We start from the raw sequence: 24,902 nt of genomic DNA on the forward strand, positions 1-24,902 counted from the left end.
GGGGCAAGTCGTTCCTCATCACTTTCGGGCAACATGGGCGACTTGGGGCAGTTCATGAGACGGAAATCGCGCGGCGTCAGATCGCAAATTCCATATTTCAAAGGTTGAAATGAAGGCAAAAGCCTTCTAGGGCACGGCGCACGCTGTGCGAGCGCGCGCTATGCAAGAGGGACAAATGGCCAACAATGATTTAGAAGCCCGGCACCTTGAAACACTGGATCGTGACCTGCGGCGGTTTTCCCGCCTCGAGGTTGCAACGGCGCAGGTCGGGCGGCCGTTCGTCGGATCGGGCATCGCCTTCGTGTTCATCGTGATCGCCGGGATCACGGCTGCTTTGTTGTTCGGACAGGCCAGCAACACGATGATCGTCGTGATTGCGGCCATGTTCGGAGCCTACATGGCGCTCAACATCGGGGCGAACGATGTGGCCAACAACATGGCCCCGGCGGTGGGCGCGAACACCCTGACCATGGGCGGCGCCATCGCGATTGCCGCAGTTTTCGAAAGCGCCGGCGCCCTGATCGCGGGTGGAGACGTGGTCTCGACCATCGCCAAGGGCATCATCAATACCGAAAGCATGGGAACGGCAACCGTCTTCATCTGGGCCATGATGGCCGCGCTGTTGTCTGCTGCGCTTTGGATCAACCTGGCCACCTGGGTTGGCGCTCCGGTCTCGACCACGCATTCGGTCGTGGGGGGCGTCATGGGGGCAGGGATCGCGGCGGCGGGGTTCGGCGCGGTCAGCTGGGTCAAGATGAGCCAGATCGCTGCAAGCTGGGTCATCTCGCCGCTTCTGGGCGGCATCATCGCCGCCGGATTCCTGTGGTTCATCAAGGCGCGGATCATCTACCAGGACGACAAGATCGCCGCTGCGCGCAAATGGGTTCCAGTTCTGGTCGGCATCATGGCCGGGGCGTTTGCCTCGTACCTTGCGCTGAAAGGCCTGAAACACCTGTTCAAGATCAACCTGCAGACGGCCCTGGTGATCGGTCTGGTCAGCGGAGTGCTGATCTGGATGGTGACGATTCCTGTCATTCGCCGTCAGGCCGAAGGGCTGGAGAACCGCAACAAGTCGCTGAAGATCCTGTTCGGCATCCCGCTGATCATTTCGGCGGCGCTGCTCAGCTTTGCGCATGGGGCCAATGACGTGGCAAATGCCGTCGGACCTCTGGCCGCCATCGTTCAGGCTTCGGCGGTGGGTGATTTCACCCATGCGGTGAACATTCCGCCCTGGGTCATGATCATCGGCGCCTTCGGCATTTCGTTCGGTCTGTTCTTGTTCGGGCCCAAGCTGATCCGGGTGGTCGGCAGCCAGATCACCAAGCTGAACCCGATGCGCGCCTATTGTGTGGCGCTGTCGGCGGCGATCACCGTGATCGTGGCCAGCTGGCTTGGCCTGCCGGTCAGTTCGACCCACATCGCCGTGGGCGCAGTGTTCGGTGTCGGGTTCTTCCGGGAATGGGACGCCGAGCGGCGCCTGATCAAGGCGCGCGGCGCTGTGCCGGAACGCCCGGTGCTGGCCCCCGAAGAGCGCCGCCGCCGCAAGCTGGTGCGCCGGTCGCATTTCCTGACGATCATCGCGGCCTGGGTGATCACCGTGCCCGCGGCGGCCCTGCTGTCAGGTCTGCTGTTCCTGGGAATTCAGGCAATCGCCGGATAAAAGCAAAGCCGGGCTGGCGCTATCGCGTCAGCTCGCGCATGCCGCGTTCCAGCCCGGCCAGCGTCATCGGCACCATCCGGTCTTCGAAGATCTCGCGGATCATGCCGATGGAATGGGTGTATTCCCAGTATTTCTCGGGCACCGGGTTGATCCACAGGTTCGACGTCCACTGTTCGCGCGCGCGCTGCAGCCAGACCTGCCCGGCCTCGGCGTTCCAGTGCTCGTTGGCGCCGCCGGGATAGGCGATCTCGTAAGGCGACATCGACGCATCACCCACGAAGATGCACTTGTAGTCGGGGCCGTAGGTCCGCAGCACCTCATGCGTGGGGGTCTGCGCATCCCACCGGCGGCGATTGTCGCGCCAGACGCCTTCGTACAGGCAGTTGTGGAAATAGAAATATTCCAGGTGCTTGAACTCGGACCGCGCGGCCGAGAACAATTCCTCGACCACCTTGATATGCGGGTCCATCGAGCCGCCCACATCGAGGAACAGCAGCACTTTCACCGCATTGTGCCGCTCGGGCCGGGTCTTGACGTCCAGGTATCCGTGCTCGGCGGTGGCGCGGATGGTGCCGTCCAGATCCAGCTCTTCGGCGGCGCCCTCGCGGGCCCAGCGGCGCAAGCGTTTCAAGGCGACCTTGATGTTGCGGGTGCCCAATTCAACCGTGTCGTCCAGATTGCGGAACTCGCGCTTGTCCCAAACCTTGACCGCGCGCTGGTGGCGGCTTTCCTTCTGGCCGATGCGCACGCCCTCGGGGTTGTAGCCATAGGCGCCGAAGGGCGAGGTGCCCGCCGTTCCGATCCACTTGTTGCCACCCTGGTGGCGGCCTTGCTGATCCTTCAGCCGCTCGCGCAGCGTCTCCATCAGCTTGTCGAACCCGCCGAGCGCTTCGATTTCGGCCTTTTCTTCGTCCGAGAGATGCTTCTCGGCCATTTTTTCAAGCCAGTCGGCCGGAATATCCACGGCCTCTAGCACCTGATCGAAGGTGATCTCGGACAGCCCTTCGAAGCTGGCGGCAAAGGCGCGGTCGAACTTGTCGATGTTGCGCTCGTCCTTCACCATTGAGACACGGGCGAGGTAATAGAACGCCTCAATGTCGTAGGTGGCCAGCCCCTTCTTCATCCCCTCCAGAAAGGTCAGGTATTCCCGCAACGAAACGGGGATACCGGCTTTTCTGAGGTTTTCGAAAAAGGGGATGAACATCGGCTCAGCCTATCACCCGCACCAGAACAAGCGAAATGGCCAGTCCCGCCAATGCAAATGCAATGCCGTAGCCGGCTGCATATTGGGCGATGTCCGCGCCGCTGCCTTTGCGTTTTCGTGCCGTCAGCGCGCCCAGAGCCGCCCCGAGGACCGCCATTCCCACAACCACTAGCATGTGTTCGTCATCCGCCTTTTGCGATGTTACGGGGCCCCCAGCGCGACGTCCTGCATCAACGAGCTGACCACCAATTCCGAGCCAAACCCGTAGCGCGCCCACCCCAGACTGTCCAGCCTGACGGAGCGTGCCTGTTCGGGTTTGCCGGCCTGCTTCAGGGCCTCGGCCTTCAGCAGCAGCAGCGTCGCCAACATCGAGGCGTTTTCGGCCCGCGTCATCGTCGCAATGGCCCGGTCGAGGTCCGGCAGGGCTGCGGGACCGCGCCCCTGGGTCAGGGCATAGGCCGCCGTCTGAACCGAGATATGCGCGCGCTGAAGCTCGGTTCCGGGGGTCGCGCGCAGGTATTTCAGGGCGATGGCATATTCGCGCTGCGCTTCCTCGGGGGCGTCGAATTCACCCAAACGGGCCTTCAGATAATGGGGGTACGCCCGGCGGTGATCGGTCCAACCTTGCTCTCGGCCGATCCGCATCGCGCGGTCGATGGCCCGCATTTGCCGCGGCGAGGCTCGGCCCTTGCCGACCGCCAGTTGCACGGCGTCGATCCATTCACGCGGGGTTTCCGAGATTGGCTGAACGGGCAGGTTGGCGCCAAGCGGGTTCAGGCGTGCGATGACCCCGGGTATAACCTGCGCCACCTGTTCCCGGGCCATTCCGGTCTGTAGTTCCGGCGCATAGGTCGCGCGCAGGATCAGCATGTCGAACCCGGTCAGGACAGTGTGGAAATTATCGTCGTTGAAGACCGAATCCGGCAGGCGGTACATGTCGTTCAGAGGCCCGATCGCCTGTGCAAGCTCTTCGTGAAGGCAATCCCGCATTTCCTGGGGACTGACATCGTTGGGAATGAAGATCGCCAATCGCTCGCGGCTGCGCAGTGCGCGCCAACTGCTTTTGGTCTTGCGCTTGTCGCGATTGTATTCCTCGAGGCTGGACGCGTTGGGCACGACGAAACACGCCGCTTGCGGCAGCAGCCGCTGGATCTGGCGCTGGGTCACTGCTTCGATCGTGATGTTGGCCTGCCCATCGTTGACTTGGCGGATGTCGATCCGCGCTTCGCGCTGCAGTCTGGTCAGCAGACGCGTCAGGTCGGATTGCATCGTGGGGGCAGGGGCGCCCGTCAGCCGAACTGTGATCGGACCCTCGAACCGCGTAAACACGGGCAGGGCAGTGCCGCTTTCCAGCGAGAAATGCAGGTCCACAAAATCTGCCGCGATGTTCGTATTTGACCGGGCCGGCGGGAAAGGACGTGGCGAGCCGAAAGTCTGAGTCACCGGTGCTGCGGCCTCGGTCACCTTGATTTCATCGGGCAACTCAATCCGGTCGACTGAACTGCATCCGGTAAGGACAAAGCCAAGAAATATGCCGGCCAGACGTTTCATGGACGCCGATACTTGAGGAAAGGCGTCAGTTGGCCGACGCGATCATAAAGCTGGCGCGCCGTGTGGTTGAACTCCTGCGTCAGCCAATAGACATCGGGCGCGCCTTTTCGGTCGGCTTCGGCATAGACGGCCTCGATCAACGCCCGACCGACACCGGTACCGCGTACATGCGGGCTGGCATAGAGATCCTGCAGATAGCAGACGTTTTCGATCTTCCAGGCATGGCGATGAAACAGGAAGTGGGTCAGCCCGATCAATTCGCCGTCCAACTCGGCCACTAGGCATGAAAAGTCCTGCGGATCATCCCCCAGCAGGCGCGCAAACGTGCTGTCGTAGACCTCGTCGGGCAATACCGTTTCGTAGAATTCAAGATACGCCCGCCACAACAAGTCCCAGCTCGGCCGGTCTTCGGGCTTGAGGGGACGAATGCGCGGCGCTTGGGTCAATTCGGGTGGTCCTGCTCTACAGCGTGCTCGGTGTCGTGTTCTTTGATCTTTGTTGCAGCAATGCTGGCATCAGGCTTGCCGCAAGGCAAGCCGTGATCACCAAGTATTCATGAATGGGCGGGCTTCAGCGCTTGGCGCGCGCCATGAAGGCCAGCCGTTCGAACAGATGCACGTCCTGCTCGTTCTTCAGCAGGGCGCCGTGCAGCTTGGGCAGGGCATTGACCCCGTCGCGCTTCAGGTCTTCGGCATCCAGATCCTCGGCCAGGAGCAGCTTGAGCCAGTCCAGCACCTCGGAGGTCGAGGGTTTTTTCTTCAGCCCCTGCGTCTCGCGGATCTCGTAGAACTGGGTCAGGGCGGTGGTCAGCAACGCCTCTTTGATGCCGGGGTGATGCACTTCGACGATGCGGCGCATCGTGGCTTCGTCGGGGAAACGGATATAGTGGAAGAAACAGCGGCGCAGGAAGGCGTCTGGCAGTTCCTTTTCATTGTTCGAGGTGATGATCACGATGGGGCGGTGTTTGGCCCGGATCGTTTCGCCGGTCTCGTAAACATGGAACTCCATCTTGTCGAGTTCCTGCAGCAGGTCGTTGGGGAACTCGATATCGGCCTTGTCGATCTCGTCGATCAGCAGCACGACCTTTTCATCGGCGTCGAAGGCCTGCCACAGCTTGCCCTTCTTGATGTAGTTGCGGACGTCGTTCACGCGCTCGTCGCCCAGCTGGCTGTCGCGCAGACGGCTGACTGCGTCATATTCGTAGAGACCCTGCTGCGCGCGGGTGGTCGACTTGACGTTCCACTCGATCATCCTGAGACCCAGCGCGCCGGCGACCTGTTTGGCCAGTTCGGTTTTGCCCGTGCCGGGTTCACCCTTGACCAGCAGCGGTCGTTCCAGCGTGACGGCTGCGTTTACGGCAATGGTCAGGTCGTCGGTGGCAACGTATTCGGCTGTGCCTTTGAAACGTGCGGTCATGGGGCCCTCGTATGATGGTCGCAGCAACAGGAGACGGGAACCGGGTTACCTAGGGCGGGGCCGAATGACAAGCCGGGCCGCAGCGTCGCAGGCTGCCAACGACGGGCGCGAGGGACGAATCGCACCGATTCCATCATCCGCTCGCGGGTGTTCTGCCGCAAAATAGTCTTTTCGCTTTCACAGAATGGCAACGATTTGGTGCCCAAAGTCTCATGTTTATACCGGTTCTCATAACGGCGCGTCGGGGTTGCGTTTGGATAGTGACATTCCCCGTCCCGTCAGTTAAACGCTGCGCAGAAGGGGGTGCCAAATGTCAGGCGACACGACCGCAAAAGACGTTTCTGGCCATACCGAGGGAGCCAATATGAAGCAGGAAGTTTTTCTGCCGGAGGACTATCGTCCGGCCGAAGATGAACCTTTCATGAATGAACGCCAGCTTGAGTATTTCCGCCGCAAGCTGCTGAACTGGAAAAACGAACTTTTGGCAGGCAGCCGGGATACGATCGAGGGGCTGCAGGACAGCACCCGTAATATTCCCGACGTTGCAGACCGCGCCAGCGAGGAAACCGACCGTGCGCTGGAACTGCGCACCCGGGACCGGCAGCGCAAACTGGTTGCCAAGATCGACGCCGCTCTGCGCCGGATCGACGAGGGCGAATACGGTTACTGCGAAAAGACCGGTGACCCGATCTCGCTCAAGCGTCTGGATGCGCGTCCGATCGCGACCATGACGCTGGAAGCACAAGAGCGTCACGAGCGTCGCGAAAAAGTTCACCGCGACGATTGATCGCTGGGGTCTTTCAAAAAAGACAAGCGCCGGGGCCTGTGGCTCCGGCTTTTTTGCGTTAAGCCCGTGCCATGAAGATCGACGGTTTGCAAATCGGTGTCATCGGCGGCGGGATCGGCGGAATGGCCGCTGCGCTGGCCTTGCAGCAACGCGGCGCACGGGTGACCGTTCTCGAGCAGGCCGAGGCCTTGACCGAGGTCGGGGCCGGTCTGCAAATCAGCGCCAACGGCATGGCCGTCCTGCGCGCGCTGGGTGTTGTGGATGATCCCGGTCGGGTCGCACAACTCTCTCACGGCACTGTCCTGCGCGATTATCGGCGGGGCCGCGTCGTCAGCCGTCTTCCGGCACCCGCGGCCGGACCCACGTGGTATTTCCACCGTGCTGACCTTCTGGAAACGTTGCAAATGGCGGCCGAGCGCGCAGGGGTGTCGATCAGGCTGAATGCCCGCGTCTCCAATGTTCGGAAGCATCCAGCCGACGCCGAGATTGCGCTGCAGGATGGCACCCGGCTGCGCGCGGAATTCGCCGTTGCAGCGGATGGCGGGCGCAGCGGTATCCGGCCCATCCTGAACGGAACCGAAGCGCCCGCGTTCACGCATCAGGTGGCCTGGCGGGCAACGGTGCCCTGGATCAACCACGAAGCCGAGCCCATGGCATCGCTGACAATGGGCCCCGGGCGTCATGTCGTGACCTATCCCCTGCGAAAGCAGTCCATGTTGAACATCGTGGCGGTCGAAGAGCGGTCCGACTGGCGGGAGGAGGGCTGGCGTCTGCGCGGTGACCCCGAGGACCTGCGGGCGCGTTTTGCCGATTTCGGCGGTCCTGCAGGTGCCGCGCTTGCGCAGGTGCAAGATGTTCACCTGTGGGCTTTGTTTCTGCGCCCGGTGGCACAGAAATGGCAGAATGGTCGCGTTGCCCTTTTGGGGGACGCCGCGCATCCCACATTGCCGTTTATGGCTCAAGGGGCGTGCCTCGCGCTTGAGGATGCTTGGATCCTGGCCCGATCTTTTGACGAACAGTCGGGTGTCCGCCGCGCACTCGAAGCCTATGAAAGCACGAGGAAACCCCGCGCGCGCAAGGCGGTCGCAGCTGCCGGTGCCAACGCGCGGAACTTTCATTTGCGCGGTCCTGCACGACTGGCCGCGCAGGCGGCCTTGGCCCTGATCGGTCCGCGCCTGACGCGTCGATACGACTGGATCTACGACTACGATCCGACGGCCTGACGGGTCAGATGTCGAGGTCCACCCAGACAGGGACGTGATCGGACGGTTTTTCATGTCCGCGCACTGCGGCGTCGATCTGGCAATCGCGCATCAGGTCCGCCGCTTGTGGTGTCAGAAGGAAATGGTCAATGCGAATGCCGTCATTCCGGTTCCACGCGCCGGCCTGATAATCCCAGAACGAATAGTGGCCCGGGCCTTGTGTCCGCGCGCGGAACGCTTCGGTGAAGCCAAGGTTCAGCACCTTGCGAAACGCCGCGCGGGCTTCCGGCCGAAACAGGGCGTCTTCGCGCCAGGCCTCCGGGCGTTTCGCGTCCTCGGCTTGCGGAATGATGTTGTAGTCCCCGGCCATGAGGGCCGGCTCTTCCGTGGCCAGAAGATCACGGGCGCGCTCATACAGCCGCTCCATCCACGCAAGCTTGTAGTCGAATTTCGGCCCCGGAGCGGGGTTCCCGTTGGGAAGATAAAGCCCGCAAATACGCAGTGCCCGCGTGCCGATGACGGTTGCCTCGATCCATCGCGCCTGCTCGTCCTCTTCATCCCCGGGCAGCCCGCGCGAGACGTCTTCGAGCGGATACTTCGAAAGTATCGCCACGCCGTTGAAGCTTTTCTGACCATGGGTTTCGACGTTGTAACCGCGTTCCTCAAAGATCTCGCAGGGAAAGTTTTCGTCGACGGATTTGATTTCCTGCAGCAGGACCACATCGGGCTGGGCTTCGTCCAACCAGCGGGGCAGAGCCTCGGCCCGCGCCTTGATGCCGTTGATGTTGAATGTTGCGATTTTCATCCCGGTCCCTCCGAAGCTCTGCCGAAACCTATCGCCCAGAACGGATGCCATCACAAGGTGTCAGTCAGGTCTGCCGCGGGTGCCGGGGCGTACGGGGACCGATGACGCCATGACGAACTGGCCCATTTGGCACGGGGCCCAACACGGTAAACCGCGCCCTAAGGCCTGATCGCGGGACGGCGGGCGCTCCTGCAGATCATAGAGATATTCAGAGGACGGGGCCGCAACGCCCCCACGATTGATCACATCGAAAAAGACGTGCCGCACCCACAGGAAGAGGTTGCGTTGGGGTTGTCGATCACGAACCGGGCGCCGATCAGTTCTTGCGTGAAATCAATCGTCGCATTTTCCAGGAACGGCAAAGAAATTTCGTCGACGACAACCTTCTGGCCTTTGCCTTCCAGTACCAGATCATCGTCCTTGGGCTCGTCCAATGCGATTTCGTACTGAAAGCCTGAACACCCTCCGCCTTCAACGGCGATGCGCAGGGCCTTGCCGTTGTCGGCGGCGCCGATCTCGGCAAGCCTCTCGAAGGCGCGTTCTGTGACTCTCGGAGGCAGATTCATGCCATGCTCCAAAGGTTTATTTCCTCGTTGGTCTACAATATAGAAACCCCGGAGACAGGCGACAAGGACAAGACCATTGGAGCGAGCAGGATTTGCTGCCGATCCGGGCCGGGCGCGCGGGCGGCTGGTGCCAGAGGAAGAAAGCAGTTTCCGGTCGTGCTTTCAGCGGGATCGGGACAGGATAATACACGCCAGCGCGTTCCGACGTCTGAAGCACAAGACGCAGGTTTTTGTCGAGCATGAGGGCGACAGCTATCGCACGCGCCTGACCCATTCGATCGAGGTGGCGCAGGTCGCGCGCACGATCTCGGGGGCATTGGGGCTGAACCCCGAGCTGACCGAGGCCGTGGCCCTGGCGCATGATCTGGGCCACACGCCGTTTGGCCATACGGGCGAGGACGCTCTGCATGCGCTGATGGCGCCCTACGGGGGCTTCGACCACAACGCTCAAGCGATCCGCATCGTCACCAAGCTGGAACAGCATTACGCGGATTTCGACGGGTGCAACCTGACATGGGAATGCCTTGAGGGCATCGCCAAGCACAACGGCCCGGTTACGGGCGAGCTGCCCTGGGCGCTGGCCGAGTGCAATGCCGATTTTGACCTTGAACTGCACACCCATGCCAGCGCAGAGGCGCAGGTTGCGGCACTGTCCGACGACATCGCCTACAACAATCATGACCTGTTCGACGGCCTGCGGGCCGGACTTTTTACCGACGACGAGATCGCCCAATTGCCGATTGTCCGGGAGTGTTATGCCGAGGTGGATCGCAAGTATCCCGGGTTGGATTTCTACCGGCGTCGTCACGAGGCGCTGAGGCGGGTGTTCGGCGTGATGGTTTCGGATGTAATCGACACCTCGCGCGAGGTTTTGGAGAGATCGGGCGCGCAAACAGTCGAAGATGTTCGTCACCTCGGGGCTCCTGTCATCCGCTTCTCGGATGATCTTTGGGCGCAGCTCAACGATATCCGGGCGTTTCTGTTCACCCGCATGTACCGGGCGCCCAGCGTCATGGAGGTGCGCGCCAAGGTCAGTCGCGTAGTCGAGGAGCTGTTCCCGATCTATCTGAGCGACCCGCGCCAGATGCCTCGGCATTGGCATTCGGATATCGAAGCGGCGCCGGACGAGACCGCGCTGGCCCGGATCGTATCAGACTATATTGCGGGCATGACCGACCGGTTTGCCTTGCAGGATCATGCCCGCCTGACCGGCACGCAGCCCCCGCAGGTTTAGGGCTGCATGCTGCGAATGCTGGTTTGGACCGCTTGCCCGCATTGACCTTGCCGCCTTGCGTGGTAAACCGCTGCGCAAGCAAAAGGACATCCGAAATGAACCTGTTCTCCGAGATCCGCGGCCTTGTTCTGGACGCGCTGACGCAGATGCAGTCCGAAGGCGCGCTGCCCGAGGGGCTGAGCTTTGACAACGTTGCGGTCGAACCCCCGCGCGACGCCGCCCATGGAGACATGGCGACCAATGCCGCGATGGTGTTGGCCAAGCCTGCCAAGATGAAGCCGCGTGACATTGCCGATGCGCTGGCCGCGAAACTGGCTTCCGATGAGCGGATCACGAGTGCCGAGGTTGCAGGTCCGGGCTTTCTCAACCTGCGGCTTGCTCCGCCGGTCTGGCAGGGCGTTCTGGGTGCGGTGTTGGAACAGGGCACGGATTATGGTCGCTCGAACATGGGGCAGGGGCTGAAGGTGAACGTGGAATACGTCTCGGCCAACCCTACTGGACCGCTGCATGTGGGCCACACACGTGGCGCAGTGTTCGGCGACGCGCTGGCCAGCCTTTTGGCCTATTCCGGCCACGACGTGACCCGTGAATACTACATCAACGACGGCGGTGCGCAGGTGGATGTGCTGGCCCGGTCCGCGTTCGAGCGGTACCGCGAGGCCAACGGCCTGAGCCCGGAGATCGCCGAAGGCCTTTACCCGGGCGACTACCTGATCCCGATCGGCGAGGCGCTGAAGGAAAAATACGGCGACAGCTTGCTGGACAAGCCTGAAAGCGAATGGCTGGCCGAGGTCCGCGTTTTTGCAACCGACGCGATGATGGATCTGATCCGCGCCGATCTGAAGGCGCTGGGCGTCGAGATGGACGTGTTCTTCTCGGAGAAGTCGCTGTACGGAACCGGCAAGATCGAGGCCGCTCTGAAGTCGCTCAGCGACAAGGGTCTTATCTATGAAGGCGTTCTTGAGCCGCCCAAGGGCAAAACCCCCGAAGACTGGGAGCCGCGCGAGCAGACCCTGTTCAAGTCTACCGCGCATGGCGACGATGTGGATCGCCCTGTCAAGAAATCCGACGGCAGCTGGACCTATTTTGCTCCGGACATCGCTTATCACTACGACAAGGTGAGCCGCGGGTTCGACGCGCTGATCGACGTGTTCGGCGCAGATCACGGCGGCTACGTCAAGCGGATGAAGGCCGCTGTTTCGGCTCTGTCAGACGGCAAGGTGCCGCTGGACATCAAGCTGACCCAGTTGGTGAAGCTGTGGAAAAACGGCGAGCCGTTCAAGATGTCCAAGCGGGCCGGCAATTTCGTCACGCTGCGCGATGTGGTCGACCAGGTCGGCCCGGACGTGACCCGGTTCGTGATGCTGACCCGCAAGAACGATGCGCCGCTGGACTTCGACTTCGACAAGGTGCTTGAGCAAAGCCGCGAGAACCCCGTGTTCTACGTGCAATACGCCCATGCCCGGGTCATGAGCGTGCTGCGCCGGGCCGCCGAAGCGGGCATCGCCGCGGACGACGCGACCCTCAAGGCTGCCGATCTGAGCAAGATCGACCACGCGGCCGAGCTGGGTGTTGCCAAAAAGCTGGCCGAATGGCCACGGCTGGTCGAGATCGCTGCGCGTACCAACGAACCGCATCGGGTTGCCTTCTATCTGTATGAACTTTCAGGGGATTTCCACGCATTGTGGAACAAGGGCAACGAAGAAATGTCGGTGCGCTTCCTGCAAGATGGTGACGCGGCAACAAGCCAGGCAAAAATAGCACTGGCCCGGGCCGTTTCTGTTGTGATTTCAGCAGGCTTGGGTATTCTTGGTGTCACGCCGGCGCAGGAGATGCGGTAACCAACACTGCCCGAACCGCCGGCCCGAGGTAGGCAAGAAATGACCCGCGCGCCCCAATTTCAGGCGCGAAACGGGCAGTGAGGCGGATATGACCAGTTACGATTTCTCGGGGCAGACCAGCCCCGAGCACGCGCATTACTCGAATCAGTTCCACCCCGAAGATGGGTATGAATATCCCGACGACATGATGGACCAGGCAGAGGGTGCGCCGGCGGGCGCGGGCCTTGGGCGCGTCGTCAACCTGCTGGGTGCTGCCGCGTCTCTGGCGCTTGTCGCTGGCGTCGCGATCTGGGGGTACAAGCTGGTCATGCGCGATGTGAGCGGCGTACCGGTCGTACGCGCGGCCGAGGGACCGATGCGGGTGCAGCCGGAAACTCCCGGGGGCACACCCGCCGATCACCAGGGTCTTGCGGTCAATGCAGTTGCCGCGGTTGGAACCGCGGCGCCTCCGGCCGACCGGCTGATCCTTGCGCCGCGGCCCGTTTCCCTGACGGATGAAGACGTGGCGATGGGCGAGCTGAAGCCGACCCCCGCCGTCCATGTTGTCGAACAAGAATTCTCGAACCAGGAAGCGGCCGAACTGCGTCAAGGCGCAGTTGACGCCGTGGTTGCCGAACTGTCCGGCGTGCCTGCCGCTGAGACACCGCAGACCGAAGCGGGGGTGCAGCTTGCATCCCTGAACTTGGCCGATGACGAGCCAGCCATTGATCCGGCCGATCTCGCCGCTCAGTTGCCGGATCCCGAAATCGCGGCCCTGCCGGGCGTGCGCCGGTCCCTGCGTCCGCTCCGCCGCCCGGCGCGCGCGGCTTCCGCTGTGCGCCCTGCGGTCAACGAAGACGCGATCAACGCCGCGGTCAAGGCTGCTGTAGGGTTGGATGTCGACCCGAACACCTTGACCAAGGGTACCCGGCTGGCGCAGCTGGGTGCGTTTGAAAGCCCCGAGGTCGCGCAGGCCGAATGGGACAGGCTGTATCGTCGGTTTGGCGAATATATGGATGGAAAGCAGAGGGTTATCCAGAAAACCTCAAGTGGAGGCCGCACGTTTTACCGTCTGCGGGTCCTGGGGTTCGATGACCTGAGCGACTCGCGCCAGTTCTGCGCCGCCCTTGTCGCACAGGACGCTGACTGTATCCCGGTTGCCGTGCGGTGAGGTTTGGCGCCACGATCACGGATGCGGCCGGGCTGCGATTGACACCCGAAGAAAAGGCGTTGTTTCGCCAAATGAACCCGTTCGGGTTCATACTGTTTGCCCGCAACATCGAAACCGCGGATCAGGTCCGTGCCTTGTGTGGCGACTTTCGAGAGGCCGTCGGTCGAAACTGTCCGATCACCATCGACCAAGAGGGCGGACGGGTCCAACGTTTGCGCGCGCCATTGGCGCGGCAATGGATGCCCCCATTGGATCATGCGGAACGTGCCGTCGACCATGCCGAGCGGGCCATGTACCTGCGGTACCGCCTGATCGCGCATGAACTGTATTCCATGGGCATCGACAGCAATTGCGCACCGATGGTGGATCTGGCGCGTCCGGACACCCACGCCTTTTTGCGCAACCGGTGCTACGGTAGCGATGCTGCTACGGTCGCGAAAATCGGCCGGGCTGTTGCGCAGGGTCATTTGGACGGTGGCGTCTTGCCCATCGTAAAGCATATTCCCGGCCATGGACGGGCGACCTTGGACAGCCATTTCGACCTGCCGCACGTCGATGCGCCGTTGGACGATCTGTTGCAGACCGATTTTGCCCCGTTTCGCGCCTTGAACGACCTGCCGATGGGCATGACGGCCCATTTGGTCTTTGAGCAGCTGGATGAACGACCGGCAACGATCTCTCCGCAGATGATGGCTGTGATCCGGGATCAGATCGGGTTTGACGGCCTGATCATGACCGACGACATCTCGATGAAGGCGCTCAGCGGGTCTTTGGCCGACCTGTCACGTCAGGCGCTGGCCGCAGGATGCGATGTTGTGCTGCACTGCAACGGCTCGCTTGCCGACAGGGCGGCGGTCATGGAAGCTGCGGGCGAGATGTCGGAGGCGGCACAAGCCCGCGCAGACAAGGCGCTGGCACAGCGGCAATCGCCCGAGGAACTTGACATCCGTGCCGCCGAGACGGAACTATCCCGTCTGATGGGCGGGCAGGTATATGACGGATAACCTTTTCAGCGAAGACCCGGTTTCGGTCGCCGATCGGCTGGCCGCCGAGGCGCTGATCGTGGACGTCGACGGGTTTGAAGGCCCGCTGGACGTGCTGCTGACCCTGTCGCGGACGCAAAAGGTCGATCTGCGCAAGATCTCGGTTCTGGCGCTGGCGCAGCAATATCTGGCCTTTGTAGAACGGGCCCGCGCCCTGCGGATCGAACTGGCCGCCGACTACTTGGTGATGGCGGCGTGGCTGGCCTTTCTGAAATCCCGGCTGCTGCTGCCGCCTGACCCCGATGAAGAGGGGCCGACGGGCGAAGAACTGGCCGCGCACCTGGCCTTTCAGTTGGAACGCCTGCAGGCGATGCGCGATGCGGCCGCCCGCCTGATGGCGCGCGACCAGTTGGGGCGCGATTTCTTCGGGCGTGGGCAGGGCGAGGACGTGACCCGCATCCGCACGGTCACCTATTCCGCGACCTTGCTGGACCTGATGCAGGGATATGCCCGCATCCGAACCCGCGACGAGTTCCGGCCCTTCGTGATGGACCGCGACGCCGTTTTCACGATGGAACAGGCGCTGGAACGGATGCGCCCGCTGATCGGATTTGCCGGAACCTGGACCGACATGGAAACCTACCTGCCCGACGGATGGGACGTTGACCCGGTGCGGCGGCGCTCGGCCACGGCGGCGACGTTTGCGGCCTCGCTGGAACTGGTCAAGGAAGGACATATGGAGATCAAGCAAAGCGAGACCTTTGCTCCGATCCAACTGCGCAGAAGGACTGACAAACGTGACTGACGCCCCCGAAGACGACGGCACCGGCACCCTGTTCGAAGCGCCTCCGCTGGCTGAGCAGGAGCGTATGGTCGAGGCGGTACTGTTCGCCAGCGCCGAACCGGTGACGGTGGCCGATCTCGAGGCGCGGATGCCGCATGGCTGCGACGCCGCGCAAGCGCTGGAACTGCTGCAGAAACGTTATGAAGGGCGCGGGGTCCGCGTGGTCAAAGTGGGCGAGGCGTGGGCCATCCGCACGGCCCCCGATCTGGGCTTCCTGATGCAGAAGGAAACGGTCGAGACCCGCAAGCTGAGCCGTGCCGCCATCGAGACCTTGGCGATCGTGGCCTATCATCAGCCCTGCACCCGCGCCGAGATCGAAGAAATCCGCGGCGTGTCCGTGTCGCGGGGAACCATCGACCAGCTGCTGGAGATGGAGTGGATCCGGCTGGGCCGTCGCCGCATGACGCCGGGCCGTCCGGTGACCTTTGTCGTAACGCCTCAATTCCTGGACCATTTCGGTCTGGAAAGCGCGCGTGACTTGCCGGGCCTTAAGGAACTGCGCGCTGCTGGCTTGCTGGAAAATCGGCCGCCGCCGGGGGCGATGCCGATCGGCGAGGCCAACGAAGATGAAACGGGTGACGAAGATCAGTCCGAACTGTTCGAGGAAGATTGATTGCGTCGCCCATTTGTCGGCGCATATCGCCGTTAGGTTCGGCGCAGAGGAACGGAGACCGAAATGAACGCAAACCGCATCATCGACATGATCGTTCGGCAAGTCATGCGCAGGCTGGTCACGCGCGGTGTCGACAAAGGTTTTGACCTTGCCGATCGTGCGACCCGCAAACCGGGCCAACAGAGCCAGGCGCGCGATCCTCAGACCGACCGGCGCATGGCGCAAAGTGCAGGCGGACAGAGCCCGAGCATGAAGCAGGCCAAGCAGCTGACCCGCCAGATGCGGCGGTTCATGCGCTTCTGAGGTTCACTTTACGGACTTGAAATGCTTCGACAATTTCAGGCCCTGGCCCTGATAGTTCGAAGCAATTCCTGCCCCGTACAGCTGTGTCGGCATCTCGGCCATACGCTCATAGACCAGCCGCCCGACGACCTGTCCATGCTCCAGTACGAAGGGCGCTTCGTGACAGCGAACTTCCAGAACTCCACGTGACCCGGCGCCTCCGGCTTCGGCATGACCGAAGCCCGGATCGAAAAAGCCCGCGTAGTGCACCCGGAATTCGCCCACCATCGCCAGATAGGGCGCCATTTCGGCCGCGTACATCGGTGGGATGTGAACTGCCTCTCGGCTGACCAGGATATAGAATGCGCCCGGATCCAGAATGATCCGCCCGTCCTTGGTACGCACCTCTTCCCAGTATTCCTGTGGGTCGTATTCGCCGATCCGGTCAAGGTCGATCACGCCGGTATGCGGTTTCGCGCGATAGCCAACAAGGTCAGTGTTGGGCAGGCGCAGGTCGACCGAAAACCCCAGACCGTCCTGAATGACGGCCGGACCATTGACCAATGGTGATTCCGCATGCAGAGCGGTCAGGTCTGCATCGGACAAAACCGCCTGGCCTTGCCGGAAACGGATCTGGTTCAGCCGCATGCCCGGACGCACCAGAACAGAAAAGGACCGCGGGCAGATTTCGGCGTAGAGGGGCCCCGAATAGCCTGCGGGCATCCGGTCGAACTCGGTTCCGCCGTCGGTGATGGTACGGGTCAGAAGGTCCAGACGCCCGGTCGAGCTTTTGGCGTTGGCGACAGCGGTCACGTCACCGGGCAGGGACAACGCTTCCATCAGGGGCACAAGGTAGACGCAACCTTTTTCGAGAACGGCGCCGTCGGTGATGTCGATCCGGTGCATTTCGAACTCGGCCAGCCGTTCGGACACCGAACGGCTTTCGCCCGCCAGAAATGACGCACGGACGCGGTAAGCAACTGTTCCCAAACGAAGATCAAGGCTGGCGGGCTGGATCTGAGCGGGCAGAATGGCCGGCTCGGCGGAGATCTCACCGCGCGCGATCATCGCCTCGATTTGCTGGTTCGGGCATACACCTGTCATTCCGATCCCCCCTGGTGCCAGAGCGGGATCTGGCCTGTCTGCCATAAACGTCGGTGTGATTTGGTCGGGCTAGCAGGACTCGAACCTGCGACCTTCCGTCCCCCAGACGGACGCGCTACCAGGCTGCGCCATAGCCCGACGTTGGGCTGTTCATAATGATTTTCCCGGCAGGGGCAAGAGGAAAACATTGCCTTTCTTCTTATCCCGCCTTTTGACCTTCGACCCGGCTGAGCCATGCCCTGAGGTCCCTCGCGATCGGGGCGATCTGGCGCAGCGCCTCAGCGTCAAAATCCGTAGTCTGCCAAGCTTTGGAGGCGATGCCGCCGAACAGCGGGGCAGGGCTGATGCCATCGTCCCCGTTGACCGCAGCGGGCGCGGGCGCCGGCTCGGGGTCTGGGGAACTGGGTGTTTCCTGAGGCTCTGGCGATCCGGGACCATCAGTGCCGGCCTGCAGATCGAGGTCGATTTGCTGACCGGTCGATTTGGGCGGAAAGGACACCACCACGTCCTGTGGCGTCTGTGGTGATTCTGCGCTGACATCGATGTCGGGTGACAGCGCCGCCACATGGGCCACGCCCTGTTCCCTCAGGATGCGTTGAACGCCTTTTATCGTGATGCCGTCCTCGTGCAGCAGCTTCTTGATGCCGCCCAGCAGGCGCATGTCGTTGGGGCGGTAGTAACGGCGACCGCCAGCCCGCTTGACTGGTTTGACCTGTGCAAACCGGCTTTCCCAGAATCGCAGGACATGGGCTTGAACACCGAGCCAATCCGCAACTTCACTGATGGTGCGAAACGCGTCGGGTGACTTGCTCATATCCTCCTGGCCCCGGGTTTACTTGCGATTCCCGGCGGCGACGCGATCCTTCATCAGATGCGACGGGCGGAAAGTCAGCACGCGGCGCGGCTGGATCGGAACCTCTTCACCGGTTTTCGGGTTGCGTCCAATACGGGCTGATTTGTCACGAACGCTGAAAGTGCCGAAGGACGAAATCTTGACCTGTTCGCCACGCACCAGCGCGTCCGACATGTGGTTCAGAATGCTTTCGACAAGCTGTGCACTTTCGTTGCGTGACAGCCCAACTTCGCGAAACACGGCTTCGCTCAGATCCATTCGCGTCAGTGTATTATCGCCCATGACATTTCCCCTATTGATTTTCGAGCATAGGGGTAGCGCAAATTCGCTGTCAATATCAATGAATTGCGGGCGGCTGTGTAAGCCGGAATGCGCCGGTTACCAGCGCAGGACCACCGAGCCCCATGCCAAACCGCCGCCAATCGCCTCGGTCACGATCAAATCACCTTGCTTGATCTGGCCCCGTTCCTTGCCCACCGACAGGGCCAGAGGAATCGAGGCGGCCGATGTGTTTCCGTGGTCCTGAACGGTCACCACAACGTGATCCATGGGCAGGCCCATCTTCTTTGCGGTGCCCTGAATGATGCGGATATTGGCCTGATGCGGCACGATCCAGTCGACGTCCTGGCTGTTCAGTCCGGCGCGTTCCAGGGCGGTTTCGGCCGTGGCGGTGAGCTTTTCGACCGCATGGCGGAACACCTGGTTGCCCTGCATACGAAGATGGCCCGTCGATTGCGTCGACACCCCGCCGTCCACGTACAGAAGGTCCTTGTAACGTCCATCCGAATGCAGATCCGTGGACAGGATACCCCGATCATCGCTTGTTCCGGCACCGTCCTGCGCCTCGAGCACGAGGGCACCGGCCCCATCCCCGAACAACACGCAAGTCGATCTGTCGGTCCAGTCCATGATCCGCGAAAAAGTTTCAGCGCCGATCACCAGCACCCGCTTGGCCTGACCCGAAAGGATCAGGGCGTTGGCGTTGCTTAGCGCAAACACGAAACCGGCGCAGACGGCCTGAACATCAAAGGCAAACCCCCGGGTCATGCCCAGATTGGCTTGAACCATGGTTGCGGCCGACGGGAACGTCAGATCCGCGGTCGAGGTCGCCAGTACGATTGCGTCAATGTCATCAGCTGTAAGGCCGGCGTCCTGCAAAGCGGCTTTGGCCGCATAGGTTGCCAGATCGGACGTGGTTTCATCTTCGGCCGCAAAGTGCCGACGTTCGATACCGGAACGGGTGCGAATCCATTCATCGGTCGTATCAAGCGTCTTTTCGAATTCGGAGTTCGGAACCACCCGCTTGGGCAGGTAATGCCCGACACCTACAACGACTGAACGGCCTGCCATCTGGGGTACTGCCTTCTTTGTTCTTATTTGGTCTGCAGCGCAGATTGCGCTGCATCTTGTTCAAGCTCAGCCGTGGATGCAACCCGTGCTGCCAATTTTTCCGCAAAGCCGGACTTGGCCAGGGTGAAAGCCAGCTTGATCGCGGCAGACACGCCGGTGGCGTCGGCGCCTCCGTGGGATTTGATGACAGTGCCGTTCAGGCCAAGAAAGACCCCGCCGTTGACGCGGCGCGGGTCGATGCGTTTCTTCAATCGCTGCAGAGAGGTGATGGCCAGAACCGAGGCCAGGCGAGATAGGGGCGAATACTTGAAGGCCTCGCGGAGCAGGTCACCGATCAGGCTGGCCGTGCCTTCTCCGGTCTTGATGGCGACGTTTCCGGTAAACCCATCCGTAACAATGACATCCGCCTTGTCGCCTGGAATGTCGCTGCCTTCCACGAAGCCCACGAAATCAAAGTTTGCCTGATCCGCGAATTCGGTGATCAGGGCATGGGCTTCCTTGAGTTCGGCGCGGCCTTTGTGCTCTTCGGTGCCGACGTTCAGCAGTCCGATACGCGGGCGGGTCAGTTCCATGCCGTTGCGCGCATAAGAAGCGCCCATCAGTGCAAACTGCAGCAGATCCTTGGCGTCGGCCCGCACATCCGCGCCCACGTCCAGCATGACGTTGAAACCCTGAGGGTTGCGGGATGGCCACAGAATCGCGATGGCGGGGCGGTTTACCCCGGGCAGTTTGCGCAGTCGCATCATCGACAGCGCCATCAGCGCGCCGGTATTGCCGCAGGACACGGCACCATGGGCCTCGCCCTGACGCACGGATTCCAGCGCCGACCACATCGAGGTGTTCTTGCCGCTGCGCACCACCTGGCTGGGCTTGTCCTGCATCGTGACCACGTCCGGGCAATCACGAAAAACGACGCGTCCGTCGAGGACACGCCGTTTCGATACAAGCCTGCTCAGCACATCTTCCGGGCCGTGCAGAAGAAATCCGATCTCGGGGTTCTTCTTTGCTGACTTCGCGATTCCAGCCACGACCACGCCGGGACCTGAATCCCCGCCCATTGCGTCAACCGAGATGATGATCTTTCCGGTCTGCGTGGGCTGCGCTGTCATGCCAGAACCTGCGTTCAATCAGGCTTAGGCCGCGTCTTCGTCCAGGTCGATGTCGTCGGCCTGAGCGACGACTTCACGATCGTCATAGTGGCCGCAGGCTGCGCAAACGTGGTGCGGGCGCTTCAGCTCGCCGCAGTTCGCGCATTCGTTCGGGTTTGCAGCAACCAGAGCGTCGTGTGCGCGGCGGTTGTTGCGACGCGACTTGGAAACTTTGTTCTGTTGGACGGCCATGGTCTCAACCTTTGTCTACTAAGGGCCAGCAGATTCGCTGCAGGCCGGGTTTCATTCTTCGTTTTCTCGTGGTGTGACGTGCGTTTAGGGAACAAGCCCCGCGATGTCCAACCCAAATTCCGATGAGCGCGCGAAAATACTGCGATTCTCGACATGTTCAAGCGATTTTTCTGAGCGCCTGCTATGACAGGAAATCGATCCCCTGTCACTCGTCTTTTTTAAGTGCGTCACGCAGGGACGCCAGCCCGGCAAAGGGTTTGGCATCCTCGTCGGTCATCGCCTGTTTGCCCGGTTCGGTATAGTTCGCGTCGCCCAGATGTGCACCGTCTTTCCGGGGGTATTGGGGTAACGCAAGGGACAATGCTTCGCGCATCACCTGGTCCAGATCGATTTCCGGGCCCAAGGCTTCGGTCTCGTCATCTTCGGGCATTTCGAACTCGGGTTCGTCCGGTTCGGTCCAATTGGCCAGGAAAACGCGCCGTACCGGGGCCTCGATCCTGGTCGTGACCGGGTCCAGCGTCACCACGCAGGGCTGAATGACGGTTGCGCCCAGCTTGGCGGTCAACACCCAATCACGCTTGCCCTTCGCGCGCAGCTCGCCGACAAAACTCAGCTTGCGCAGCCCGAGCAGGCCCAACGCATCACGAATTTCCTCGAGTTGCCGGGCAGGGGGGCGCAATTCGAACGCGGTCGGGCTGTTTTGCGGCAGATCGGCGACGCGCAATGTTGAGAGGTCGGACATTGTGACCCTTTCCTGTGTTGAACCGGGGCATGGGTTTCTGTAATCGGATAGAAGCCGCAAGGGACCAAGGCAAGAGGGTGAACATGTTGAAAGTACTGAACAGGCTGAAACCGGCGTCCAGGGCGGTTGCCTGCACGCTTGTTCTGGCCACCGCTGTTGCCTGTACCCCGGTCTACAAGAAACACGGCTATATCCCCACCCCGGAAGAGCTGGCCGAGATCAAGGTTGGCGTCGATACCCGCGACACGGTTCTGGAAAAGGCTGGCGCGCCCAGCTCGTCAGGTGTGTTGAAGGATTCGGGTTTCTATTATGTGGCGTCGCGCGTTCGCCACTATGGCCCCAAACGCCCCGAGGTCGTCTCGCGCGAATTGGTGGCGATCAGCTTTGACCAGCGTGGCGTCGTCCGCAATATCGAGAAATTCGGTCTCGAAGACGGCTATGTCATCGTGCTGGATCGCCGTGTGACGGACTCCAGTGTTCAGGACAAAGGCTTCCTGCGGCAACTGCTGGGCAACATCGGCCAATTCAGCCCGTCGAACATCCCGGGAGCCAGCTAATATCCGGCCGCCGGTTGAAAGCTTCACACGGCGGTCACACTATTGGTGCATGGGATCAGGCAGATCGCAATCGGTGAGAAACCGTGGAGGGTGCGACCATGGCCGATGATATTTTGCTGGACAAGGGCCGCTACCGCGCGCGCCTGGCGCGGTGTCCCGAGGACGTGCGGGCGGCCCAGAATCTTCGTACACTTGCATTCCGAACAGCCGAGACGGATCAGGACGACTTCGACGTTTCCTGCGCCCATGTTCTGGTCGAGGATTCGCAGGCAGGCGGCCAGTTAGTCTGCTGTTTCCGGATGCTGGTCATGGACAGCGGCAGAGAAATCAGCCGCAGCTATTCGGCCCAGTTCTATGACCTTTCCGCTTTGCAAAGCTTTGATGGGCGCATGGTGGAAATGGGGCGGTTCTGCATCCATCCCGATTGGACGGATCCAGATATCCTGAGGGTGGCCTGGGGCGCGATGACGGCCTTCGTCGACCGCAACGGCGTCCAGTTGCTGTTTGGATGCTCGTCCTTCGCAGGGACTGAGACCGCGGAATACCTGGATGCCTTCGCGATGCTCAAACATCGCCACCTTGCGCCCAAGCGCTGGTTGCCGCGGGTCAAGGCGCCGGACGTGTTCCGCTTTGCCGCGCGGCTGCGGCGACGCCCGGATGCCAGAAAGGCCATGCTGCGGATGCCACCGTTGCTGCGTACCTATCTAATGATGGGCGGTTGGGTCAGCGATCATGCGGTGGTGGACCGCCAGCTGAACACCCTGCATGTCTTCACCGGCGTTGAGATCGGCGCGATTCCCGCGGCGCGGAAGCGCCTCTTGCGGATGATCGCGGGCTGAAGCCGCGCTGCTGTCAAAAGGTGAGGCAGGGGCGTTGACGCCCAATGCCTGCCGGTTTAGCTGGCGCTTATGGCACGTATTCCTTTGTTGCAGATGTCCGCTATCTCGCTGACCTTCGGGGGCGAGCCGGTGTTTTCCGACCTGGACCTGGTGGTTCAGCCCGGCGACCGCGTTGCGCTGGTCGGGCGGAACGGCTCGGGCAAATCCACCCTGATGAAGGTCATGGCCGGTCTGGTCGAACCGGACCGGGGCGACATTGTGGTGCCGCCCGGCAAATCCGTGGGTTACATGGAGCAGGACCCGACGATGGAGGGCTTTGCCACGCTGGGCGATTATGCGGCCAGCGGGCTGGAACCCGGCGAGCTGTACAAGGTGGAACGGGCCGGGGAAGGGCTGAAATTCGACCCCTCGCGCGCGGTTCAGACTGCCTCGGGCGGGGAACGGCGCCGCGCGGCGCTGGCCAAGCTGATGGCCGAGGCCCCCGATTTGATGCTGCTGGACGAGCCGACCAACCATCTGGACATCGAGGCCATCGGTTGGCTCGAACGTGAACTGGGCGCGACGCGGGCGGCTTTTGTCCTGATCTCGCATGACCGCGCATTCCTGCGGGCGCTGACCCGGGCGACATTGTGGATCGACCGCGGTGTGGTCCGCCGACAGGAGCAGGGGTTCGAGGCCTTCGAGGCCTGGCGCGACAAGATCTGGGAAGAGGAAGACCAGCAACGCCACAAGCTGGACCGGCTGATCAAGTCCGAGGCGCGTTGGGCGGTCGAGGGGATCAGCGCCCGCCGCAAGCGCAACCAGGGCCGGGTGCGGGCGTTGCAGGCCCTGCGGGCCGAACGCGCGGCGCAGATCAAGCGTCAGGGGTCGGCGGCCATGTCCTTGGAGACCGGTCCGAAATCCGGGCGCAAGGTGATCGAGGCGCGCGGCATCAGCAAGGCGTTCGACGGCAAGCCTATCGTGCGTAACCTGGACCTGCTGGTGCAGCGCGGCGATCGGGTGGCCTTTGTCGGGCCGAATGGTGTGGGCAAGACGACGGTTCTGAAGATGCTGCTGGGCGAAGTGGAGCCGGACGAGGGGGCGGTGACGCTGGGCACCAACCTCGAAATCGCGGTTTTCGACCAGACCCGCGCGCAGCTGGACCCCGAGATGACCCTGTGGGACAGCCTGACCGGCGACCCCGAGATGCGCGTCTCGGGCAAGGCCGATCAGGTGATGGTGCGCGGCCAGCCCAAGCATGTGGTCGGCTACCTCAAAGAGTTCCTGTTCGACGAACGGCAGGCAAGAGCGGCCGTCAAGTCCTTGTCGGGCGGCGAAAAAGCGCGGTTGCTGCTGGCCAAGCTGATGGCGAAACCGTCGAACCTGCTGGTGTTGGACGAACCGACCAACGACCTAGATATCGAGACGCTGGACCTGTTGCAGGAGTTGCTGGACGACTATGACGGCACCGTGCTGCTGGTCAGTCACGACCGGGATTTCCTGGATCGCGTGGCGACCACCACGATCGCGATGGAGGGCAACGGCCGCGCGACCGTCTATGCGGGCGGCTGGTCGGACTATGTCGCGCAGCGCGGCGATCTGGTCGAGAAAAAGCCTGAGAAAACAAAAGAGAACAAGCCGAAGGTCAAGCAAGAATCCAAGCCGAAAACCGGCCTGTCCTTTTCCGAAAAGCACCGGCTCGAGAAACTGCCCGCCGAGATCGCGCGGCTGGAAGCCGAGATCGCCAAGCTGGAGGAACTGATGTCGGACCCCGAGCTATTCACCCGCGAGCCGGTGAAATTCCAGAAGGCGACCGAAGCCCTTGTCGAGCGGCAGGAGAAGCTGGCCGCCGCCGAGGAGGAATGGCTGGAACTGGAAGAAAAGGCCGAGGCGGGCTGAGCCAATTCGTCTGTTTTGTACCGGCCCCGGGACGGAGGTCTTCCGTTTTGTACGAAACGAAAATGGCCGGCCCGGACGAAGATCGACCGGGCCGGAAATCG

The 24,902-nt window shown here is 62.0% G+C and carries 27 protein-coding genes and 1 tRNA gene; 13 read left to right on the top strand and 15 right to left on the bottom strand.

Annotated elements, in window-relative coordinates:
• The first annotated feature begins 175 nt into the window (after positions 1-175).
• Positions 176-1,660, top strand: coding sequence for an inorganic phosphate transporter (locus ACR3EL_RS06690; protein WP_170358865.1), 1,485 nt, complete (start codon positions 176-178; stop codon positions 1,658-1,660).
• Between the two features lie 19 nt (positions 1,661-1,679).
• On the opposite strand, the gene ACR3EL_RS06695 is transcribed toward ACR3EL_RS06690, so the two are convergent.
• The 5 genes from ACR3EL_RS06695 to ACR3EL_RS06715 all read right to left on the bottom strand — a co-directional run bounded on the left by ACR3EL_RS06695 (position 1,680) and on the right by ACR3EL_RS06715 (position 5,831).
• Complete coding sequence (locus ACR3EL_RS06695) at positions 1,680-2,864, bottom strand: vWA domain-containing protein (protein WP_170418393.1); 1,185 nt, start codon at positions 2,862-2,864, stop codon at positions 1,680-1,682.
• Between the two features lie 4 nt (positions 2,865-2,868).
• Positions 2,869-3,039 carry a hypothetical protein gene (locus ACR3EL_RS06700; protein WP_170338198.1) on the bottom strand — a complete coding sequence of 57 codons (171 nt, stop codon included), beginning with the start codon at positions 3,037-3,039 and terminating at the stop codon, positions 2,869-2,871.
• A 26-nt stretch (positions 3,040-3,065) separates the two neighbouring features.
• A complete protein-coding gene (locus tag ACR3EL_RS06705) occupies positions 3,066-4,415 on the bottom strand; it encodes a DUF2927 domain-containing protein (protein ID WP_480720912.1) in 1,350 nt (449 codons plus the stop codon).
• A complete protein-coding gene (locus tag ACR3EL_RS06710) occupies positions 4,412-4,861 on the bottom strand; it encodes a GNAT family N-acetyltransferase (protein ID WP_170338202.1) in 450 nt (149 codons plus the stop codon). Before ACR3EL_RS06710 ends, ACR3EL_RS06705 begins: the two co-directional genes overlap by 4 nt.
• A 124-nt stretch (positions 4,862-4,985) precedes the next feature.
• Positions 4,986-5,831, bottom strand: a complete 846-nt coding sequence (locus ACR3EL_RS06715; RefSeq protein WP_170368598.1) for an AAA family ATPase — start codon at positions 5,829-5,831, stop codon at positions 4,986-4,988.
• Between the two features lie 364 nt (positions 5,832-6,195).
• Between ACR3EL_RS06715 and dksA the strand changes: the two genes are divergently transcribed.
• Entirely contained in the window at positions 6,196-6,618 is a 423-nt protein-coding gene (gene dksA, locus ACR3EL_RS06720) for an RNA polymerase-binding protein DksA (RefSeq protein ID WP_093962986.1), read from the top strand.
• Positions 6,619-6,689: 71 nt separating this feature from the next.
• Entirely contained in the window at positions 6,690-7,841 is a 1,152-nt protein-coding gene (locus tag ACR3EL_RS06725) for an FAD-dependent monooxygenase (RefSeq protein WP_480720916.1), read from the top strand.
• A 4-nt stretch (positions 7,842-7,845) separates the two neighbouring features.
• On the opposite strand, the gene xth is transcribed toward ACR3EL_RS06725, so the two are convergent.
• Both xth and ACR3EL_RS06735 read right to left on the bottom strand, forming a co-directional pair.
• On the bottom strand, positions 7,846-8,625 hold the full coding sequence (gene xth / locus ACR3EL_RS06730; RefSeq protein ID WP_170432200.1) for an exodeoxyribonuclease III: 780 nt from the start codon (positions 8,623-8,625) through the stop codon (positions 7,846-7,848).
• A 242-nt stretch (positions 8,626-8,867) separates the two neighbouring features.
• Positions 8,868-9,191 (bottom strand): HesB/IscA family protein, encoded by a 324-nt coding sequence (locus ACR3EL_RS06735; protein ID WP_093962326.1) that lies wholly within the window; start codon positions 9,189-9,191, stop codon positions 8,868-8,870.
• A gap of 76 nt (positions 9,192-9,267) precedes the next feature.
• Here ACR3EL_RS06735 and ACR3EL_RS06740 point away from each other — a divergent pair, with 76 nt between their 5' ends.
• The 7 genes from ACR3EL_RS06740 to ACR3EL_RS06770 all read left to right on the top strand — a co-directional run bounded on the left by ACR3EL_RS06740 (position 9,268) and on the right by ACR3EL_RS06770 (position 16,159).
• On the top strand, positions 9,268-10,425 hold the full coding sequence (locus ACR3EL_RS06740) for a deoxyguanosinetriphosphate triphosphohydrolase (protein WP_170338720.1): 1,158 nt from the start codon (positions 9,268-9,270) through the stop codon (positions 10,423-10,425).
• Positions 10,426-10,520: 95 nt separating this feature from the next.
• Positions 10,521-12,266 (top strand): arginine--tRNA ligase, encoded by a 1,746-nt coding sequence (gene argS, locus ACR3EL_RS06745; RefSeq protein ID WP_170338212.1) that lies wholly within the window; start codon positions 10,521-10,523, stop codon positions 12,264-12,266.
• 88 nt (positions 12,267-12,354) lie between these two features.
• Positions 12,355-13,416, top strand: coding sequence for an SPOR domain-containing protein (locus ACR3EL_RS06750; RefSeq protein ID WP_170338214.1), 1,062 nt, complete (start codon positions 12,355-12,357; stop codon positions 13,414-13,416).
• Positions 13,413-14,420 carry a beta-N-acetylhexosaminidase gene (gene nagZ, locus ACR3EL_RS06755; RefSeq protein WP_170338216.1) on the top strand — a complete coding sequence of 336 codons (1,008 nt, stop codon included), beginning with the start codon at positions 13,413-13,415 and terminating at the stop codon, positions 14,418-14,420. Before ACR3EL_RS06750 ends, nagZ begins: the two co-directional genes overlap by 4 nt.
• Positions 14,410-15,204, top strand: coding sequence for a segregation and condensation protein A (locus ACR3EL_RS06760; RefSeq protein WP_170338218.1), 795 nt, complete (start codon positions 14,410-14,412; stop codon positions 15,202-15,204). The genes nagZ and ACR3EL_RS06760 overlap by 11 nt, the downstream gene beginning before the upstream one ends.
• On the top strand, positions 15,197-15,856 hold the full coding sequence (gene scpB / locus ACR3EL_RS06765; RefSeq protein WP_170338220.1) for an SMC-Scp complex subunit ScpB: 660 nt from the start codon (positions 15,197-15,199) through the stop codon (positions 15,854-15,856). Before ACR3EL_RS06760 ends, scpB begins: the two co-directional genes overlap by 8 nt.
• 63 nt (positions 15,857-15,919) lie before the next feature.
• A complete protein-coding gene (locus ACR3EL_RS06770) occupies positions 15,920-16,159 on the top strand; it encodes a hypothetical protein (protein WP_093962319.1) in 240 nt (79 codons plus the stop codon).
• A 3-nt stretch (positions 16,160-16,162) separates the two neighbouring features.
• On the opposite strand, the gene ACR3EL_RS06775 is transcribed toward ACR3EL_RS06770, so the two are convergent.
• From ACR3EL_RS06775 to ACR3EL_RS06810, 8 genes are all read right to left on the bottom strand, one after another.
• Positions 16,163-17,242 (bottom strand): 2'-deoxycytidine 5'-triphosphate deaminase, encoded by a 1,080-nt coding sequence (locus ACR3EL_RS06775; protein ID WP_480720925.1) that lies wholly within the window; start codon positions 17,240-17,242, stop codon positions 16,163-16,165.
• 61 nt (positions 17,243-17,303) lie between these two features.
• A tRNA-Pro gene (locus tag ACR3EL_RS06780) sits at positions 17,304-17,380 on the bottom strand.
• Positions 17,381-17,441: 61 nt separating this feature from the next.
• Positions 17,442-18,056 carry a MerR family transcriptional regulator gene (locus tag ACR3EL_RS06785; RefSeq protein ID WP_170370614.1) on the bottom strand — a complete coding sequence of 205 codons (615 nt, stop codon included), beginning with the start codon at positions 18,054-18,056 and terminating at the stop codon, positions 17,442-17,444.
• Between the two features lie 18 nt (positions 18,057-18,074).
• Entirely contained in the window at positions 18,075-18,377 is a 303-nt protein-coding gene (ihfA, locus tag ACR3EL_RS06790) for an integration host factor subunit alpha (RefSeq protein WP_093962316.1), read from the bottom strand.
• A gap of 96 nt (positions 18,378-18,473) precedes the next feature.
• On the bottom strand, positions 18,474-19,445 hold the full coding sequence (locus ACR3EL_RS06795; RefSeq protein WP_093962315.1) for a beta-ketoacyl-ACP synthase III: 972 nt from the start codon (positions 19,443-19,445) through the stop codon (positions 18,474-18,476).
• 23 nt (positions 19,446-19,468) lie between these two features.
• A complete protein-coding gene (gene plsX, locus ACR3EL_RS06800) occupies positions 19,469-20,554 on the bottom strand; it encodes a phosphate acyltransferase PlsX (RefSeq protein ID WP_170338227.1) in 1,086 nt (361 codons plus the stop codon).
• Between the two features lie 24 nt (positions 20,555-20,578).
• A complete protein-coding gene (gene rpmF / locus ACR3EL_RS06805) occupies positions 20,579-20,785 on the bottom strand; it encodes a 50S ribosomal protein L32 (RefSeq protein ID WP_093962313.1) in 207 nt (68 codons plus the stop codon).
• Positions 20,786-20,990: 205 nt separating this feature from the next.
• Positions 20,991-21,527, bottom strand: a complete 537-nt coding sequence (locus tag ACR3EL_RS06810; protein ID WP_480720931.1) for a YceD family protein — start codon at positions 21,525-21,527, stop codon at positions 20,991-20,993.
• Positions 21,528-21,610: 83 nt separating this feature from the next.
• Here ACR3EL_RS06810 and ACR3EL_RS06815 point away from each other — a divergent pair, with 83 nt between their 5' ends.
• The 3 genes from ACR3EL_RS06815 to ACR3EL_RS06825 all read left to right on the top strand — a co-directional run bounded on the left by ACR3EL_RS06815 (position 21,611) and on the right by ACR3EL_RS06825 (position 24,801).
• Positions 21,611-22,084 (top strand): outer membrane protein assembly factor BamE, encoded by a 474-nt coding sequence (locus tag ACR3EL_RS06815; RefSeq protein ID WP_093962985.1) that lies wholly within the window; start codon positions 21,611-21,613, stop codon positions 22,082-22,084.
• A gap of 98 nt (positions 22,085-22,182) precedes the next feature.
• Complete coding sequence (locus ACR3EL_RS06820; RefSeq protein ID WP_222456790.1) at positions 22,183-22,923, top strand: GNAT family N-acetyltransferase; 741 nt, start codon at positions 22,183-22,185, stop codon at positions 22,921-22,923.
• A gap of 69 nt (positions 22,924-22,992) precedes the next feature.
• Positions 22,993-24,801, top strand: coding sequence for an ABC-F family ATP-binding cassette domain-containing protein (locus ACR3EL_RS06825; protein WP_480720935.1), 1,809 nt, complete (start codon positions 22,993-22,995; stop codon positions 24,799-24,801).
• The last annotated feature ends 101 nt before the right edge of the window (positions 24,802-24,902 follow it).

This window comes from Ruegeria sp. BJ3, assembly GCF_056535665.1.

Bases quoted from the DNA above. Each gene is read 5' to 3' on its own strand.
- ACR3EL_RS06770 (WP_093962319.1), top strand. From the start codon at position 15,920: ATGAACGCAAACCGCATCATCGACATGATCGTTCGGCAAGTCATGCGC.
- argS (WP_170338212.1), top strand. From the start codon at position 10,521: ATGAACCTGTTCTCCGAGATCCGCGGCCTTGTTCTGGACGCGCTGACG.
- ACR3EL_RS06815 (WP_093962985.1), top strand. From the start codon at position 21,611: ATGTTGAAAGTACTGAACAGGCTGAAACCGGCGTCCAGGGCGGTTGCC.
- ACR3EL_RS06750 (WP_170338214.1), top strand. From the start codon at position 12,355: ATGACCAGTTACGATTTCTCGGGGCAGACCAGCCCCGAGCACGCGCAT.
- plsX (WP_170338227.1), bottom strand. From the start codon at position 20,554: ATGACAGCGCAGCCCACGCAGACCGGAAAGATCATCATCTCGGTTGAC.
- ACR3EL_RS06795 (WP_093962315.1), bottom strand. From the start codon at position 19,445: ATGGCAGGCCGTTCAGTCGTTGTAGGTGTCGGGCATTACCTGCCCAAG.
- ACR3EL_RS06725 (WP_480720916.1), top strand. From the start codon at position 6,690: ATGAAGATCGACGGTTTGCAAATCGGTGTCATCGGCGGCGGGATCGGC.
- ACR3EL_RS06820 (WP_222456790.1), top strand. From the start codon at position 22,183: ATGGCCGATGATATTTTGCTGGACAAGGGCCGCTACCGCGCGCGCCTG.
- ACR3EL_RS06715 (WP_170368598.1), bottom strand. From the start codon at position 5,831: ATGACCGCACGTTTCAAAGGCACAGCCGAATACGTTGCCACCGACGAC.
- ACR3EL_RS06690 (WP_170358865.1), top strand. From the start codon at position 176: ATGGCCAACAATGATTTAGAAGCCCGGCACCTTGAAACACTGGATCGT.
- ACR3EL_RS06760 (WP_170338218.1), top strand. From the start codon at position 14,410: ATGACGGATAACCTTTTCAGCGAAGACCCGGTTTCGGTCGCCGATCGG.
- ACR3EL_RS06695 (WP_170418393.1), bottom strand. From the start codon at position 2,864: ATGTTCATCCCCTTTTTCGAAAACCTCAGAAAAGCCGGTATCCCCGTT.
- rpmF (WP_093962313.1), bottom strand. From the start codon at position 20,785: ATGGCCGTCCAACAGAACAAAGTTTCCAAGTCGCGTCGCAACAACCGC.
- dksA (WP_093962986.1), top strand. From the start codon at position 6,196: ATGAAGCAGGAAGTTTTTCTGCCGGAGGACTATCGTCCGGCCGAAGAT.
- xth (WP_170432200.1), bottom strand. From the start codon at position 8,625: ATGAAAATCGCAACATTCAACATCAACGGCATCAAGGCGCGGGCCGAG.
- ACR3EL_RS06785 (WP_170370614.1), bottom strand. From the start codon at position 18,056: ATGAGCAAGTCACCCGACGCGTTTCGCACCATCAGTGAAGTTGCGGAT.
- ACR3EL_RS06705 (WP_480720912.1), bottom strand. From the start codon at position 4,415: ATGAAACGTCTGGCCGGCATATTTCTTGGCTTTGTCCTTACCGGATGC.
- ACR3EL_RS06825 (WP_480720935.1), top strand. From the start codon at position 22,993: ATGGCACGTATTCCTTTGTTGCAGATGTCCGCTATCTCGCTGACCTTC.
- ACR3EL_RS06775 (WP_480720925.1), bottom strand. From the start codon at position 17,242: ATGACAGGTGTATGCCCGAACCAGCAAATCGAGGCGATGATCGCGCGC.
- ACR3EL_RS06700 (WP_170338198.1), bottom strand. From the start codon at position 3,039: ATGCTAGTGGTTGTGGGAATGGCGGTCCTCGGGGCGGCTCTGGGCGCG.
- ihfA (WP_093962316.1), bottom strand. From the start codon at position 18,377: ATGGGCGATAATACACTGACGCGAATGGATCTGAGCGAAGCCGTGTTT.
- ACR3EL_RS06735 (WP_093962326.1), bottom strand. From the start codon at position 9,191: ATGAATCTGCCTCCGAGAGTCACAGAACGCGCCTTCGAGAGGCTTGCC.
- ACR3EL_RS06810 (WP_480720931.1), bottom strand. From the start codon at position 21,527: ATGTCCGACCTCTCAACATTGCGCGTCGCCGATCTGCCGCAAAACAGC.